4 protein-coding genes are annotated in these 17,740 nt (G+C 34.0%); all 4 read right to left on the bottom strand.

Features of this window, described 5'->3' with window-relative positions:
* Positions 1-228 precede the first annotated feature (228 nt).
* A complete protein-coding gene (locus Q0138_RS01720; protein WP_297980068.1) occupies positions 229-5,637 on the bottom strand; it encodes an Ig-like domain-containing protein in 5,409 nt (1,802 codons plus the stop codon).
* 553 nt (positions 5,638-6,190) lie between these two features.
* Positions 6,191-9,973, bottom strand: coding sequence for an Ig-like domain repeat protein (locus Q0138_RS01715; protein ID WP_297980065.1), 3,783 nt, complete (start codon positions 9,971-9,973; stop codon positions 6,191-6,193).
* 1,053 nt (positions 9,974-11,026) lie between these two features.
* Entirely contained in the window at positions 11,027-13,339 is a 2,313-nt protein-coding gene (nrdD, locus tag Q0138_RS01710) for an anaerobic ribonucleoside-triphosphate reductase (protein ID WP_297980062.1), read from the bottom strand.
* Positions 13,340-14,235: 896 nt separating this feature from the next.
* On the bottom strand, positions 14,236-17,655 hold the full coding sequence (polC, locus tag Q0138_RS01705) for a DNA polymerase II large subunit (protein WP_297980060.1): 3,420 nt from the start codon (positions 17,653-17,655) through the stop codon (positions 14,236-14,238).
* Between the last annotated feature and the right edge of the window lie 85 nt (positions 17,656-17,740).

Here is a 17,740-nt window from a genome sequence, read left to right as displayed (position 1 = left end):
ACTAAAAATAAAATTCTAAAAAAAATAGCTAAAAACTCTAAAAAAAAACTAAAAATAAACTAAAAATAAAATTCTAAAAAAAATAGCTAAAAACTCTAAAAAAAAACTAAAAAAAAACTAAAAATAAAATTCTAAAAAAAATAGCTAAAAACTCTAAAAAAAATAAAAAATAAAAGAATAGTAAAAAATCTATTCTTTTTAAATGTTTTAATTTAATTATTTTCCTATCTAAGCAATTTTAACAGTGCTTTTTACACTTACTGCCTTATACCTGTCGTCTCCTGCGAATTTAGCAGTGAAAGAATAGGTTCCTTTCTTGGAAAGACTTACCTTAACAGTAGCAACACCTTTAGCATTTGTAGTTGCGGTGTAGGTTTTCTTGTTTACTGTGAAAGTAATCTTCTTGCCTTTAATTGCAGTTCCTCTTGAGGTCTTAAAGGTAGCGGTTAATGTTTTTGTTTTTGCACTTGCCTTGTAGGTCTTCTTGGCTGTTGTGAGTTTTACAGGCTCTGGATTTACTGTGATTTTAGCTACAGCAAAGCTTGCATTGTACTCTTCATCACCTAGGAAGCTTACTGCAAATGTGTATCCTCCTTTAATACCGAGGTTTATTTGTGTTTTTGCACTGCCCTTTTCATCGGTTGTGTAATTGTAGACATGTCCGTTGAAACCTACAAGGATTGGCTTATTGGCCAATGCATTGCCATTGGAATCAACTAATTGGAAAATGAAGTATTCTCCGTTTCTGCCGTCAAGAGCAGTGTTGATTGCATTGGTAGTCATATTGTTACAGATAATTACACTTGCAATCTTATCAGGAATATTACCTCCTTCAGGAACTTCAGTTCCATTATCACCATTAAATTCGGTTACAACAAAGTCAAATGAATCAATTCCGCTGTCCATTGTGTTTCCGCTTACAGCAATAGGATTGTTAGGAGCAAGAATACCTCTTTCAGAGTCAATTTCAAGCACGGTTACAGATTCAGCAACAACATCATCATTTGCCTTGGAAATTGTATTGTTTACAATATTAATTTCAGCAATGTCAATTGAAGTTGGGCTTGTACCATTTTCGGCAATAGCCTTGACTATAGTGTTAGCATTGTTTGCCTTAATGTCTAAACCTGTAAGTGTGACTTTTTCTGCATTTGAACCGATTTCAAAAATGGTTTCCTTTTCCTTACCGATGATTGTACCATTGGTGACAGTTAAGTCCTTATCAATTACAATGTCCTTAACATTGATATAGCTGTCTCCACCTAAATCAAGAACAGATCCTGCAGGAGCAGCATCAATAATGTCTTGAAGCTCTTTTGAAGCGTCACCGGAATGGGTTTTGTTAACAGTCTTGCCGTTTTCAGTCAAGTTATTGCCGGTAACATTAAGATTGGTGTTCTTATTGTCCTTATCCAAGATAGCAGCATTTGCAGCTCCTAAATTATCGGATACGGAAATTCCACTATAATCTCCACCAACAATGCTTACATCATTTGAAGCTACAACTGTATTGTTTTGACTGGAAAGGCCAATACCTACAGCACCTGCACCTAAAACGGCAATGAGGTTATCTTCAATGACCACATCATTTCCGCTGGTTGTACTTGTAATACCGTAAGCCATGTTTGAAGATTCGGAATAGATTGTGTTATTGGTGATTTCTGCACCATTTAATCCATCAGTACCAATACCATAAGCAGTTCCTGTAGTATTAACAGCTATATTGTTGTTTGAAACGCTTAAATCATCACTTCCACTTACATAGATAGCTTCAGCCATAAGGGCTCCGCCATTGATTGTGACATTATTATCAGCAATTGTTAACTTAGCGTTTGTAGTGTTAGCACCCCATGTAGTGAATGTATCAATACCATAAAGGTAGTTTGCAGAACCGTTAATTTCAATATTGTTTCCAGTGATTTCAATATTATTGGTTCCTGCAGCTCCGCTTTCAACTTCTATAGCGTAAAGGCTTGAACCCCATGTATCACCATCATTGTTTACAAAGTCTGGAACAACAATATTGTTGTTTGTAATCTTAACGTCACTTGCACCAAGAACATAGATAAGACCAACTGAACCGGTACTTGCATCACCGGTAAACTCAATATCCAAACCATTAATTAAAGTGCCGTCTCCACCTTCAACAATCTTGATTGTGGAATCTGTTAATTTACTGCTTGAAGCAGGGACAATTCTTAAAGGCATGTCAATTACCATATTCTTATTGGAAAGTTTGCCTATTAGGACAGTGTTTCCCTCTGCGATTGGAGCATCATCTTTAATATTTCCATTTTCATCAAAGTAAATTGCATATGTATTGTCATCAATGATTATAGGAATGTCTTCAGTGACAACATTATTTGAAATGCTTCCAACACCATCCTTATCCAAGATAGCTGCATTTGCAGTTCCTAAACTGTCAGCAGAAGTGATTGAGGTATAATCTCCACCAGCAATTTCAATATTGTTATCTTCCACAGTTATATCACTGGAACCGGTAAATCCAATACCTACTGCACCGACACCGACGGCATTGATTGTATTGTCCTTGATTTCAACTCCATTACTGTATGTGTTTGTAATGGCATAAGCCTGTGCACCTGCAATTACTTCTACAGTATTGTCTGAAATTTCACCGGCAGTTAAACTGTCTGTACCAATACCATAAGCGGCAAGAGTGCCTACAGAACTTATATTGTTATTGGAAATCACAGCATTTTCACAACCGCTGGCATATATGGCTTCAGCCATACGAGCTCCACCTTCAATTGAAATGGTGTTTCCATCAATTGTTAAATTAGCATTGGTGGAATTTGCACCCCAGGTAGTGAAAGCATCAATACCATAAAGGTAATTAGCGGATCCCTTTGCCTCAATATTGTTATCTGCAATAAGAATATTGGAAGTTCCTTCATTACCACTTTCAACTTCAATTACATATAGGCTTGAACCCCATTTGGCCCCTTCAGCATTTACAAAGTCTGTTACCACAATATTGTTTTCAAGAATGGATACTCCATCCACTTCACTGAGATAGATGATAGCCTTGGAACCTGTACTTGCATCACCTGTAAATTCCATGTTTAAACCGGAAACACTTGTGTTATCTGCACCTGAAATGATAGAAATGCTAGTGTTGGTTAACTTATTGTCCTTTTCACCCTTGATTATTAAAGGAATGTCAATTACAATATTTTTATTTGTTAACTCGCCAAGGAAGATTATGTCTCCTTCACTTATTGGAGCATCATCCTTAATCTTTCCATCCTCATCAAAGTAGGTAGCAAAATTGCCATCATCAATGCTTACAAAACCAATTTCGCTAATCTTGTTTTCACCAATGTCTGCAGAAGAGGTCTTGTCAAGGATAGCTGCATTTGCAGTTCCTAAACTGTCCCAGGTTTCAATGGAAGTGTAATCCCCACCAATGATGGTAATATTATTATCAACAACAGAAACATTAGTGCTTGAAGCAATACCAACTCCAATGGCACCGGTACCGACAGCCTCAATATCATTATCCTCAACCAATACATTGGAAGAACCGGAAGTCAAAGCCACACCAAATGCCATTTGATTAGCATTAACCTCAATTAAATTATCTTCAACAATTAATCCATCTACACCGTTTACACCAATACCATAAGCGTCATTGCCCTTACCGGTAGCAGTGGAAGTGGAAGTGATAGTGTTATCAATTACGGAAACATCCTTAAGGGAAGAGAGATAAATAGCCTCTTCCATACCATTACCATACAAACCAATAATATTATTGGAAATGCTTACGTTTTCAGCACCTTGACCCTTATTCCAGTAAGGATCATAATTTTGAATGTCAATACCGTAGGTATAAGCCTCATCACCAGTGATTGTAATCATATTGGAATCAATTAAAATGTTTTTGGAAGCTTCAGTAGCACCATAAACAGCAATAGCCATAGCAGAATTATAACCAGCAGCAGAATAAGCATTAATCTCATTTCCAATAATGCTAACATCACTTACACCATCATTTACAGAAATAACAGCATAAGTACTTCCAGCATCAGTATAATCAAAGACCAAACCAGCTATTTCAGTACCATCAGCACCAGCAACAAGGGAAATAGTAGTGTTTACAAGTGAAGAACCTTCAATACCATTAATGATTACAGGAACATCAACAATAATGTCCTTAGCAGTTAAATTAGCTAAAAGAAGAGTATAACCTTCCTCAATGTTTAAGCAGCCTTCATCATCAAAGAATAAATCAAAATTGCCATCATTGATTAAATAGCCTAATATTTCCTCATTGTCCTCAACAGTTAAAGGTTCAACATCAGAATCATTTTTAATGACCTTAATATTGGTTTCAATATTGGAAAATATAGCATTTTCCACAACTGTGACATTTGCATAATTACCCATTGTGGAATCATAGTTTACAATATAAATTCCAACACTTTCATTGCCAAATGCAGGATCTGGATAAGCTTTAACTTCAGCAGTTTCATCAACCGCCATTACTATCTCATTTTCAGATACTATGGCATCAGCGGATTTTACACCAATAGCTACAGCATTTGCATCAGATTTTATTGTAAGAGCATTTCCCTCTATTGAGATATCCTTAACTAATTCATCATATTCCTCATCAAAAGGCCATAAACTGATTACTGTAATACCATAAGCCATGTCACTAGATTCCATGAGTATATCATTGTTTACAATAGTTATATCATATGGGGAAGCTGCGAAATCATCTTCCATGAATCCCCAGGAGTCTGAAACCTGCATAGCATAATTAGCACTGCCTTCACCAGTGGTCTTTACATTAATAATATTGGAATCAACTGTTAAGTTATGCATAGTGTCCAAATACATAGCTTCAACCATACCTCCAACTCCACTTGATGTGATGTCAAGAACATTTCCCCTTACAATAAAGTTTTCAGGGTTTGTACTTGCATGATCATACCATCCAATATAGTAACTTAAGTCAAAACCATATGTATAAGTAGCTGCACTGTCCATCTTAACAGTATTTTCAAGGATTTTAACCTCATTGAGATATCCTTGGGTTAAGATAGCAATAGCATTGTCTGCATAATCATCGGTATAAGTCAAATCAAAATCATTTGCCTCAATGGTGATGTCAGTACTTAAATCATTTACAACAATAGGATTTTTGTCAGTGTTGATGAATTTCAATCCATTGATTGTAATGGATCCGGCTTCACCACTGCCGTCTCCAATTGTTATTGAACCATTATTTAAGACACCTTCATTTTCCTTTGCAAGAATGTTGATTTGACTTCCAGAGTCAATCTTAATGTCCTTGTTGGTTAAGGTACCGATTTCAAGAGTATAAGAACCATCTGCACTTAATGCTTCGGTTGCTGTACCCTCTTCATCAAAATAGGTGGAATATGTATCATCATCCACAAGATATGTGTCCACCTCATCAGCACCTAAACTGTTTTTAACCTTCGAATCTGAATCTACAGATACATCATTTATGGAATCATCGACATCAAGAGTTACTGTATCATCAACTACAACAGTATCGTCGATTGATTCTGCACTTACAGCCCCAAGAGCTAATATAGACACTAATAAAATAGCTAAAACGACTGTTATCTTATTAAGCTTCATAAATATAAACCTCACATAATTCAAAATTATTTTAGAATATTATACAATTAAATTATTTTATATCCTATATAATAACTAGATTTTATAAAATAATATTGAATTATTTATATATTTATTTTATTTAATTAAAAAGTGTTTCCATTAAAGTTTAAATAATGTCAAATTGAATTTAATAAAAAAATAAAAAAACAAACAATGTTTAAAAAAAGAAGAAAAAAATTTTACAAAAATATAATTGTTTATTCAAAAACAATAATAAAATAGAAATTTAGTTTTTATCACTTAGGATTAAAAAAGAACAATTTAAAACAGACAAATGAATAAGTGAAAATTAAAAAAATAGTAAAAAAGGGACTGTCCTAAAGGATTAAAAAATAAAAAAAATAACTAAAAAACCATAAAAAAACTAAAAAAATCTTAAAAATAAAAAAACTAAAAAAACTAAAAAAAACCATAAAAAAACTAAAAAAAGTCTTAAAAAATTAAAAAAACAAACAAATTTAAAAAAAATAAATAAAAGAAAATGAAATTAATCATTTTCTTAAAAGTTTAACTATTTTATAGTAAGTTTTCCTGTTTTTGTAACTGCAGCAAATGTGTCATCACCATCAAACTTAGCAGCGAAACTGTAAGTTTTCTTAGTGGATAGACTTACTTTAACACTTGCAACACCTTTAGCATTAGTTGTAGCTGTGTAGGTTTTGCCATTTACAGTGAATGTAATGGATTTACCTTTAATAAGCTGACCTTTTTCATCCTTAAATGTTGCAGTCAATGTTTTAGTCTTAGCACTTGCCTTGTAGGTTTTTGCAGGAACGGTTAAGCTAGGTTTTTGTTTTTCTACAGTGATTTTTGCTGCAACAAAACTTGCATTATATTCCTCATCACCTAAGAAACAGACAGCAAATGTGTATCCTCCGGCAACCTTAAGGTTAACCTGTGTTTTAGCTTGACCATTTTCATCTGTTATGTATGTGTATACGTGACCGTTGAATCCAACACTTACATTCTTGCCAGCCAATACATTTCCTTTATCATCCTTAAGAGTATATACGAAGAACTCTCCAGTCTTAAGAGCAGGATATGTTAAAGCCTTAGTGGTCATATCATTATAATCCAAACTAGTTACTGTACGTTTAAGAGGAACTTCAACAGTATTGTTGATTTCAATAGTATTGTTTACCTCTACAATCTTTTCAGTAACTGTATTGATAATTATTAGATTCAAATAACCGGTAGTTGTAATATTATTGGAATCTACATAACTTACAACAACAGTGCTGTTTCCACTGATTTCAATGGAATATGCACCATTTGCATCTGTTTTTGCACTGCTTTCGTGACCGTTTACACTGACAGTAATATCTGCATTGGAAATAGCATTACCGTCAAGATCTGTTAATGTAGCAATTACAGAACTGCCATCTTCACTTGCCAAAGCAATAGTAGCATTAGGAAGAACATAAACAGGAACTTCAACAGTATTGTTAACTTCAACTATCTTTTCAACCTCAACAGGAACTTCAACAGTATTGTTAACTTCAACTATCTTTTCAACCTCAACAGTATTGTTGTTTTCAACAATTACAATGCTTGAACTTACATCAATGCCATTAACGTCAGTGAAAGAGACTACAACAGTAGCATTAGCACTTACATCAACAGTGTACTTACCACTAGCATCAGTAGTGGCATTGGAAGCCTCACCATTAACACTAACAAGAATATCAGCATTTGAAATAGGACTGCCATCAAGATCAGTTAAAGTAGCAAGAACAGCACCATCAAGTTTCTCCAAAGCAATAGTAGCATTAGGAAGAACATAAACAGGCTCAACAACAGGCTCCTCAACAGCACTCACAACAAAAGAACCAGAAGCAACAGAAGCAGCATAACCATCACTACCAACAAACCTGGCAGAAACAGAATAAGGACCAGCAGGCAAATTCTTAACAGTCACACTAGCCCTACCATTACTGACATTAGCATAATAATTAACACCATCAACAGTAACAACAACAATACCTCCAATACCAACACCAGAAGCAGTCAAAGAAACACCAATAACCTCAACATCACCCTCATCAATATTCTTAGGACTGACAGACAAAGAAGTAACAGCAGGCTCCTCAACAGGCTCTTCAACAGCATTTACCTCAAAAGATTTAGGATCTGCATTTACAGCAGCATAATCATCATTACCCAAGAAGAAAGCAGAAACAGAATATGAACCTTCTTTCAAGCCATCAACATAAATCTCTGCAGCACCATTTGTTACATTCACGAAATATTGAGTATTTGCAATCTCTACAACAACATACCCATTAATCTTAGTGCCTGCATTATCAATTAAAGAAATGGAAACAACCTCACTCGCACCTTCATCAATATCATAAGGGGTAATAATTAAAATAGCAGTGGAAGCTTCCTGTCCACCATTTACAGTTAATTGTTGAATTGGAGATGAACTTCCAGCATAATAGGAAGAAAGACCTTTATAAACAGCCTGAATATTATAGGTTTTTGCACTATCAGGAGTGAATGATACATTTCCACCTGCAGTAATGTTTCTATAACTTGAACCATCAATAAATATTTCCACACCCCCTGCAGTAAGGACATCGTTTCCAGAAGTGACAGTAGGAACAATGGTTACAGATTGGCCTAAATCAATGGATGCACTAGGACTAAGAGAAAGGGATGTTTGAGTTGAAGCTTCAGAAGATCTTACAGTAATTGTAGTTACATTGGAAGATTCCTTATGCAAATAATCTTCATCATCACCATAATCATAAAGCCATCTTAAGGTATCAGGGGTCTGATACTTTTTCCAGTCCCCACCAGCATAGCTTAAACTTACAGTATATGTGTTGGCAGTTAAAGTAGATGGAATAAGAATTGTTGCAATACCGTTAGCATTTGTAGTTCCAGCATAATCAACACCATTAATTTTAGCAATAATCTCTTGAGAAGGTACAGCATCACCATCAATATCAATGAGAGTGACTGTCAAGTACCTGGATTCCCCCACATCCATCACAACAGGAGCTGCACTGATAAAAGTTTCAACCGGATTAACATAAACAATTGCATTATTTGTCCATCCAGCAGGATGAGTTCCACCATCACCAGTGTAATATGCACTGAAGTTATTGATTCCTGCAGGAATATACTTGACCCAAGTTGAAAGAGTTCCATTAGTGTAATAAGGATAATTTAGGAAATTATAACCGTTTACATAGAATTGAACTGTACCGCTCCTTATACTATAATCAGAAGGAATAAATGTGATAGTAATATTATCATCATAATTTGCAGTAGACTTACTTGCTGAAATATTATAGGTATAATTTTGAGTTACAGGCTCATCTCCACCTGAACCTGATCCAACAACATAAGTCAATACATTACTTACATACATATTTTCTCCAGAGTAATACAACTGAATCCTGTAGGTACCGTTTTCAGGAGGTGTAAATGAATGTGTATGCTCCCAATTATTATTTTGATACATTATTTGTTCAAAACTTGTAAACTCAGTATAAAATGTGCCACTATCCTCACCATTAATACGTATAGTCAAATATTCATAAGATACTTGCCCATCAAACCAAATATCAAAGACACAAGCGCTTAAATCAGATTTTGTAATAGTGCCATTATTTCCAGTATCATGGTCTCGAATATAAATATGGCCTTCTACGCCGCTTAAGTCACTTACACCTATGGAATATTTTAAAGTATTACTGTAATATTGATTTCCATAATCATCTTCATATACTAATTGTACAGTATGCGTACCATTGCCAGTGAACCTGACTGAAAATACATTATTTCTCCATGTAAATTCATCACCAACAGGAGATACCTGCAAATCAGTTTGATTTACACCATCTAAACAAACCGTCCAAACGTAAGTACTTTGCTCATGCCATAATACATCAATATAAATATCCTCATTTAAATTTGCAGACTGAATGATGGTGGTTACTCCCTCTCCACCAATTCCTGAAGCATGGTCTCTGATTTCAATATATTGACCATCAGAATATCTTAAAATTTCCTTTTCTGAAGAGGAAAGGGATTTTTTATCTGCAGACTTAAGATCAGTTTCATTTAATTCAACATCATTTTCAATATTTTGATTACTTGAATCTATTAGAACATTAGAATTATCACTAGATTTTATATCCTGTGAATTATCAATAGAGACATCTGCACTTGAATCACTTGCATCAATGCCAGTTAGCTGCAAATCACTTGAAACATCATCGACTATTCCTACATCATCCATATCACTTGCATCCAATGCAGAGACTCCACTTAAGGAAATCACAAAAACACTTAAAACAAGAAGTATTAATGCCAGTTTCTTTTTTGTATTGATAATTTCACCACCTTTGTTTTTTTTATAAAAATAATGTATAAAAAATATTGTCTGATTAAGAACCGTCAAAATACCATACAATACTAAGACCATTTTTAAAATAAGAAATAAGTTAATAAAATTAAAATTAATTAAAATAACTTAAAAATAATTAAAATAAATTAAAATAATTAAATAAAAATTAAAAATAATTAAAATAAAGCATATTTAATTAATTTAATTACTTATAAGCAAGCATATAAGAAAATAAATTATTTAATAAATCTAATATTTTTAAAATTAATTTAATAAACAATAAAAATTATCTTAACCATTTAAAATTACCCATAACCTAAACTTTTTATACACATTAATAATTAGGTTAGTAAAATATATAAGACTTACTATAATTAAGAAATGATTAAAAAAAATTAAACAATAATAAAATCATCCCCATAGATACCTGAACAAAATACTTAAAAAAGCTAAAAAAATAGAACTCTTAAAGGAAAATAATTTAAGAACTACTAAAAACTACTAAAAACTACTAAAAACTACTAACTACTAAAAACTACTAAAAACTACTAAAAACTACTAATAACTTGAAAAATGCTTAAAATAAAATAAAAAAATCATTAACACAGTACAAAAAAATAAGTTAAAGGATTATAAAAATAGTGAAAAATATAGTGAAAAATATAGTAAAAAAAAGTTAAAGGATTATAAAAATAGTGAAAAATATAGTAAAAAAAGTTAAAGGATTATAAAAATAGTAAAAAATAAGTTAAATCATTAAAGGATGTAAATAGGATTCTAAAAAGAATCCTATCAAGTGGAAAATAGAATAAATTCTATTATAAAATAAAATAGATTTAAAAATAAATCTAAAAATAAAATAAATAAAACAAAAATAATAAAATAAATTAAAAAATAAAACAAATAAAATAAAAAAACAATAAATTGATTATTTCCCAAATAAGGAAAAATAAATTAAATAGTTGGATAATCCAACTAATTTAAAACTTATTGTTCAAATCTGCGTCTGTCAATTAATTCTTGACGTTTTCCTGCATTCCATCCACCGTTAGCAGATTTAGCATGACCTACTTGTTGTACGTAACCAGTAATCCTGTCATACCATTCCACATCAGCAGATTCACCACAGGAAGGACATTTATTGCTTAATCCTTTCATCAAGGTCTTACATTTTAAACAGAAACTGAATGCTGAACTGTAAGCCCAGAAACCAATATCTGATTTTCTTGCAATCTTATTGGTTAAGCTCATCAATGCTTCAGGATCAGAGTATGATTCACCCATGAATGCATGGAAGATATGTCCACCAGGGGTTAAGCTGTGGTATTTACCTTCGATTTTAACCTTGTCAGCAAAGGAGATTTCACTGTTAACAGGAACGTGTGAGGAATTGGTGTAATAGTTAGCACCATTGTCACCTTGCAAGATAGCCTTATCTCCGAATTGTTCCTTATCCAAGGTTGCAAATCTGTATGCAGTACTTTCAGCAGGGGTTTGTAATACAGACCATCTGAGTCCAGTTTCATCCTGTAATGCTTTTGCCCTTGCATTGATATATTCTAAACATTTGATACCGAATTTATTTGCATCAGGGTTATCAATGCCTTCATCGAATAATGCAAGCAACATTTCATTTAAACCACAGAAACCAAAGGATAATGTGGAGTTTTGGATTCTGTAATAGGTTTCCCCATCAACATCTTGATCAAGGAATGGCAAGATGTCAAAGTTATTTAAACAGTTAAGACCTTGGTTTCTTCTAATCATCAAGGTTTCAACAGCCAAGTCCATATAGTTGTCCAAGTATTCAAAGACTTGGTCCTCATCTCTGGATTGGTATCCGATTCTAGGCAAGTTCAAGGTAACGTAAGCAAGGTTACCGGTTCTTAAACAGTCTTGTTCCCAGTCACCGGTCCAGGTGTCTTGAAGACAAGTTCTACAACCCATATAATTAGCCATTTGACCTCTGTATTCAGGCAACATGTTTACAAAGTAGGAAGATCCGTATTTTGCAGAAAGTTCGTGAACTAAAAGCATATCTTCATCATAGTCCCCTTTCAAGGTCTCTTCACGCAATGTGTAAATTGTATTTGGGAAAAGGTGAGGTTTACCTTCTGAATCCCCTTCCATGAGGATTTCAGTAAATGCCCTTTGAATCATTCTGGTTTCATCCTCAAAGTCACCGTAAGTTCCTACAACTTGTCCTCTAGGACCATATGCAGTTACATCCTGCAGGAATTTTGGAACTCCGAATTCCAATTGCATGCTTGTGAATGGAACTTGGGAACCTCTTGCTGCGTAAGCCATGTTTAAGTTGTAAACCAACATTTGAATGGATTGTTTTACTTCTTCATAGCTTCTGCCTCTTGCAAATGGAGCAACAAAAACGTTCCATAAGGACATAGCTTGTCCACCAGACATGTTTTGTTGTGCTGCAAGCATGATTTCACCGGTGTGGTTCATCAAGGTTTCCATATGGGATGGAGGTGCTGCAACTGAAGTGTGATCTCCAGTACCGTCCACTTTAAGACCGTATTTAATGAAAGCTCTTATATCATGTTGCAAACAGTTTAATGGCCTGCCTGCAAAGAACTCCAAATCGTGAATGTGAATGTCACCGGACATGTGTGCATCTGCCAAGTGAGATGGCAACATGTGAAGGAGAGCATATTGTTTTAAAGCCTCATCAGCTACATATTTGTGAATGGATTCAGGATTGTGCATCATGTTTGCATTGTCTCTGGAACCATTTTCAATTAAATTGGTAATATTGAATACAGGAATACCTAAACGAGTGTATCTGCTTCTTAAGTCTTCAAGACCGTATTCCACAAGTTTTGTGTTTACAATTTCCCTAATCATTGGAGCAGTCAAGTATTCCACATTAAGTTTTTTAAGTTCTTTCCATACTTCAGAAGCGATTTCAAAAGCAGTTTCTTGTGAAGCGCCGGTTTCTTCAACCAAGGTACTTGCAATTTTAGCCATATCGAATGGTTCGATTTTATCTCTGGAAGAACGTACCTTCAAGGTAGTTTTAGCCAAGTATTTATTAGCTGCTTCAGAATCTACATCTTCTAAACATTCGTAAACTATTTTTTTAATTTCTTTAGTGGTAATTCCATCGTATAGGCTTTCAACTACTTTTGAAACAATTTTTTCAGTTTCAAAAAATGGAGCTTCTACCATAACTAAAGATTTTAATAATTTTTCATAACTGAAAGCTTCAGATACTCCATTATTCTTTTTAACAGAGATCTTAGCTCTTTGAATATCGTTTTCTACATTATATACATTTTCCACTTTAACACCTTCATAAGTCTAAAATAGACATAACCATATAAGATTAAATAATTAAACAATTGTATAATTTGATTAATTAGATTAAATTGATAATTAAATTAATTGGATTAAAATAATAATCATTAAGCCATTAAACACTAAAACAAAGGCAAAACACCAATAATAAATTTTAGATAACTTTGAATTTAGTGTAATTATACTATGTTTTATGATGTATAATATCTGTTCGAAATTATACGAAAGTTAGTAACATACTGAAAAGTTAGTTACTCCACGAAATAATATTTATCATAAGAGGTATATAAATCATTCGGCTTGAATCGAACAATAATAAATCTCTTATATAAATGAATGAAATTTATGAATTTTATTAAAAAATTTAAATTAATTTTTAAAATTAAAAAAAATAAACTAATTTTAAAATTAAAAAATTAAGACTAATTTTAAAAAATTTCTCCAGAATATTCAAAATATTTAAGAATATTAAAATTATTCCAGATTAAAAAATTTTATTTTTGACAATAAACTTCAATTCATTTGATTTTAAAAAAAACGGAAATTAAAAAATATTTATTAAAAATATTATTTTTAAAAAATAATTAAATAAATAAAAAAGCAATTTAAATTAATTAAAAAACTATTTTCTAAAGAATAATATAAAATTTAATAAAATAATTAAAAAACAATCCAATCGGCTAAAAGACTATTTTTCAATTAAATAATTAATTATAATAATAAATAAGATTAAAAAATTAAAATTTTAAAAAATTAAATTAATTTTAAACTTAAAAAAAATATAAAATTAAAATTTTAAAAAATTAAATTAATTAAAAAATTAAAAATTAAATAATATTTAAAACTTAAAAAATTATAAAATTTTAATCAATTAAAAAGATTTATTTTCCAAAGAAAACATCTAATGAACTTTGTTTGGATTTATCACTTTCAAACAATGAATTAATACCAAACTCTTGAATCTCCAATCTTTGCTGGAGATAATGAGAAACAGGATATCTATTAACCAAATCCTGAGAAATTTCAAGATATTTAACAACAGATCCCTTGGAAACACTTAATATCAGATTTCCGCCACATTTACACTTTCCTGTAAGTGGCATACGCCTATACTTTGAACCGCATTTCGGACATCTGACCTTTTGCTTGGAGAAAGCCCTTGAATTTCCCATAATGTCAGGTAAAAAGTGAGATGAAAGAACTCCTTCCACAACTCCCCTTTGATCTACAGCCCTAATAAGTTCAGCAAGGTGAATTTGAGCCTCAACCTTATCCTTCATGGAACCTAAACGCTTATACAAACAGACCTTAGGGCCTGCATGAATGCTTGAGGTATGATGTGAAAACATCAAATCATGATATTGCCTGTCAGTTCCCAAATGCATTTCAACATTGTCAACCAAATCCAGCATTTCAGCAGGTTTTAACGGTTCCTGACTACGTTCAAAGAATTCCAATGGGAAACGTTCAAAAATATCCAGGTTATGGGATTCGTCATCTATCTCTTCAGGATCTATCCTTGTAGATAAAACCAAAGGAGCATCCATACTACCGCCACGAGTACTTGGAAGATAAGACTTGGAGAAATTAATCAAAGCGTCAAGCAAGAGCAAAACGGAATCCTCGTCACTGTCACAGTTTCTCCTTTTAGCGGAATGGAAATAAGGGTGTGCATAACAGCCTAATGCCTTTGTAAAACCTACAATACGACCCAATACTCCAGCTGATGTGTGGGGAGCAAGACCTGCAATCAAGTGACCTATAAGGTCAGTCTTGGTTTTAACATTATAGAATCTTTCCATTCCATAATACTTCTCAAGCAAATCATCAACGAAATTAGCTACGCCTACAAGATACTCTCCACAATTGTCTGAAACTACAATATCCTGAACCTTAAGTTCAATTATCTGCTTATCACTTACTATTTCCTCACCATAACAGTCATGAGTATAGCCCATTTCCAATAATTTGTCAACGGAAACACCAATTTCCTCTGGAATGAAATGAGTGAGGGGCAAATCTGTAGAGTCATGACGTATTGTACCTTCCTTAAATGTAAATACTCCATTTTTAGCTCTGAGGATACCCTTTTCCAAAGGTTCCGGAAGCTTGTCCTCTGAAATCAAACCAACTACACCCTTGACCTCATCAACCTTACGGACCCCAATATTATCTGAGGCATCGGAAAGCATCTTTGCCAAATTGACTGTCTTTTTGCTGACCTTTCCAATTTCTGTAGGAGCACCGCAATGAGGGCAGATGGCCTGGAATGTACTGAATCCGCAAGTCTCATTGGTACAGTGCCTTCTTGCCATATCAACAGTGATCTTTCTCTTTTTGGCAGCTTCAGCCACAAGACGTCTGGAACCGCCATTGTTTCCAATAGGGAAGAGAACATGTGGAGCAGGTCTCATCAATCTTTCCTTGGACTTTTCAGGACGACCTACCCTTGTACCAATATAACAAGGCGCCTTGTCTTTAATTTCAAAGTCAATATTTTCATTGATTATATCAACTACCTTCATCTTGTAATGCTCATCATCCAAATAGTTTGAATAATCTGCATTAACAGTTTTAAGTAGTGCATAAGCATAATTCTTTTCGATAATAACCTTCTTGTTTTCCAATTTATGTGGAATTCCCAAAACTTCAAGAGTTCTTTTCTGATAGGACAAATCAAGTATTAAATCCTCTCCATTAGGATAACCCTCATTTATATAGTCCCCTTGACCATTTATCCATGAGCTTAAGTCATTTAAATCCTCTCTTGAAATGTCATTATAGTAATAGGTGTATTCAGGATGCAATGGAATTGCAAAGTCATAGCTTAACTTAAATGCCTCTTCCACAGTCAAAGGCTTGTTTTCAAGTGAATAAACATCAAAAGCATCCTTTTCATCGTTGGACAAATCTCTGTACTTGTCACTGTTACGGATTGTTTCAACCCACCATTCCTCACACCAGCAAGCACCTAACATAGGCTGGTTGTTTCTTAGGAATTCACCGAATGCAACAAGCATGTCACCTAAAAATAGGATTTCAACAACCTGTGACTTGTATTTTCTAGCGTCTGCAATGGAATCCAATCTGCGGACCTCACCTGATTTCAACTTGACGGTCGGCCCCTCAATGGAGTCTACAGGAACTACACAGTTACCCTTTCCAGGACGTTCAATCTTGAGCTGGGTTCCTACAGCCAGAAATTCCAATAGCTCCATGGTTGCAGGGTGAACACCCATTGTAGCAAGCCCAGTATTTCTGCTTCTGCCATATCTTAAACGGAAGCCTCCCTTTTCGGAAGGATAACCTAGAACCGGTCTTCCGCCAATAATATCATGAGCATATTTTGAATGGGCAAAAAGCTCTTCCTTGTCAATGATATTGTCATCGATTTCCTCAACGGACTCTTCAGATTCATCACTGCCATCAGACTTCTCTTCTTCCTGGGATGAACCAATACCCTTTGCATATTCAGCTAAAAATTCCCAACTGTCCAGTTGAAGCTTGTTTGCAATCTTTAAAATCTTTTTGGACTTTTGAATAACTCCTTCAACCATCGCAAGCAATGCTCCGCCACGAATATTGTTTGTTTCAACACGAGGCAAGTCCCTGTGGGAAACTTCAATTTGATCTGTCGGTTCTCCACTAACCTCTACAGGAATGGATTTTGCTGCAAAACGGACCTCTTCAGGAGTTGGAGAATATTGGAGGTTTGTAACCTCTGATTCATAAAGCTCTACCTCTTCCACATATCTTTCAATCTCATCATCGGTAGGCTTGAAACGGTCAAGACCAGTGGCCACCCTGATTTTATCACCGAGAAGAACGGATAAAGCTGCTGCAGTACCTCCTGCACTACGAATCGGACCTGCAAAGTAAACCGCAACATATTTGCTGCCATCAGAATTGTCCTTGATTTTAACTCCGGAAATACCTTCCAAAGGAGCTGCAACCACACCCTCAGTTAGAATGGCAAGTGCAGTACGAAGTCCCTGATCTGCAAAACTCTGTCTTTCCTCTTCCAGTTTCTTTCCAGTAGCGGCGGATTCCTGTGAAGCGATTTCTGCAGCAATTTCAAATGCTACCTCTTCACGAGACATATCCTTTTCCAATTCCTTGATACGTTTTGCAATACCCTTAGGACCTACAAGCCCTTCCACACGCTCTGCCAAGTCCTTTGCCAATGGGATTTCTGTTTCCAATTCCACATCAAAACCTTTTGACCTTGCCTCATTGGCTATCTCATAGAGTGCATGAGTTTCACTTTCCAACCTTTCAAAATAATCCATTCCGGCATCCATGATATCCCTAAAAAATATGTTTAAAGTCAATCCTTTGTTTTTAACTGTTTATAATAACAAATTTAACTGAAATCTGATAAAACTA

Origin of the sequence: uncultured Methanobrevibacter sp., assembly GCF_937906425.1 — an archaeon.
Lineage (GTDB): Archaea > Methanobacteriota > Methanobacteria > Methanobacteriales > Methanobacteriaceae > Methanobrevibacter.
The sequence above is the reverse complement of the archived record's forward strand: the minus strand, read 5'-3'. Positions and strand labels throughout refer to the sequence as shown.

What these genes read in the sequence shown, in the direction of transcription:
- Q0138_RS01720 (WP_297980068.1), bottom strand. Translation starts at nt 5,637, where the DNA reads ATGAAGCTTAATAAGATAACAGTCGTTTTAGCTATTTTATTAGTGTCT.
- polC (WP_297980060.1), bottom strand. Translation starts at nt 17,655, where the DNA reads ATGGATGCCGGAATGGATTATTTTGAAAGGTTGGAAAGTGAAACTCAT.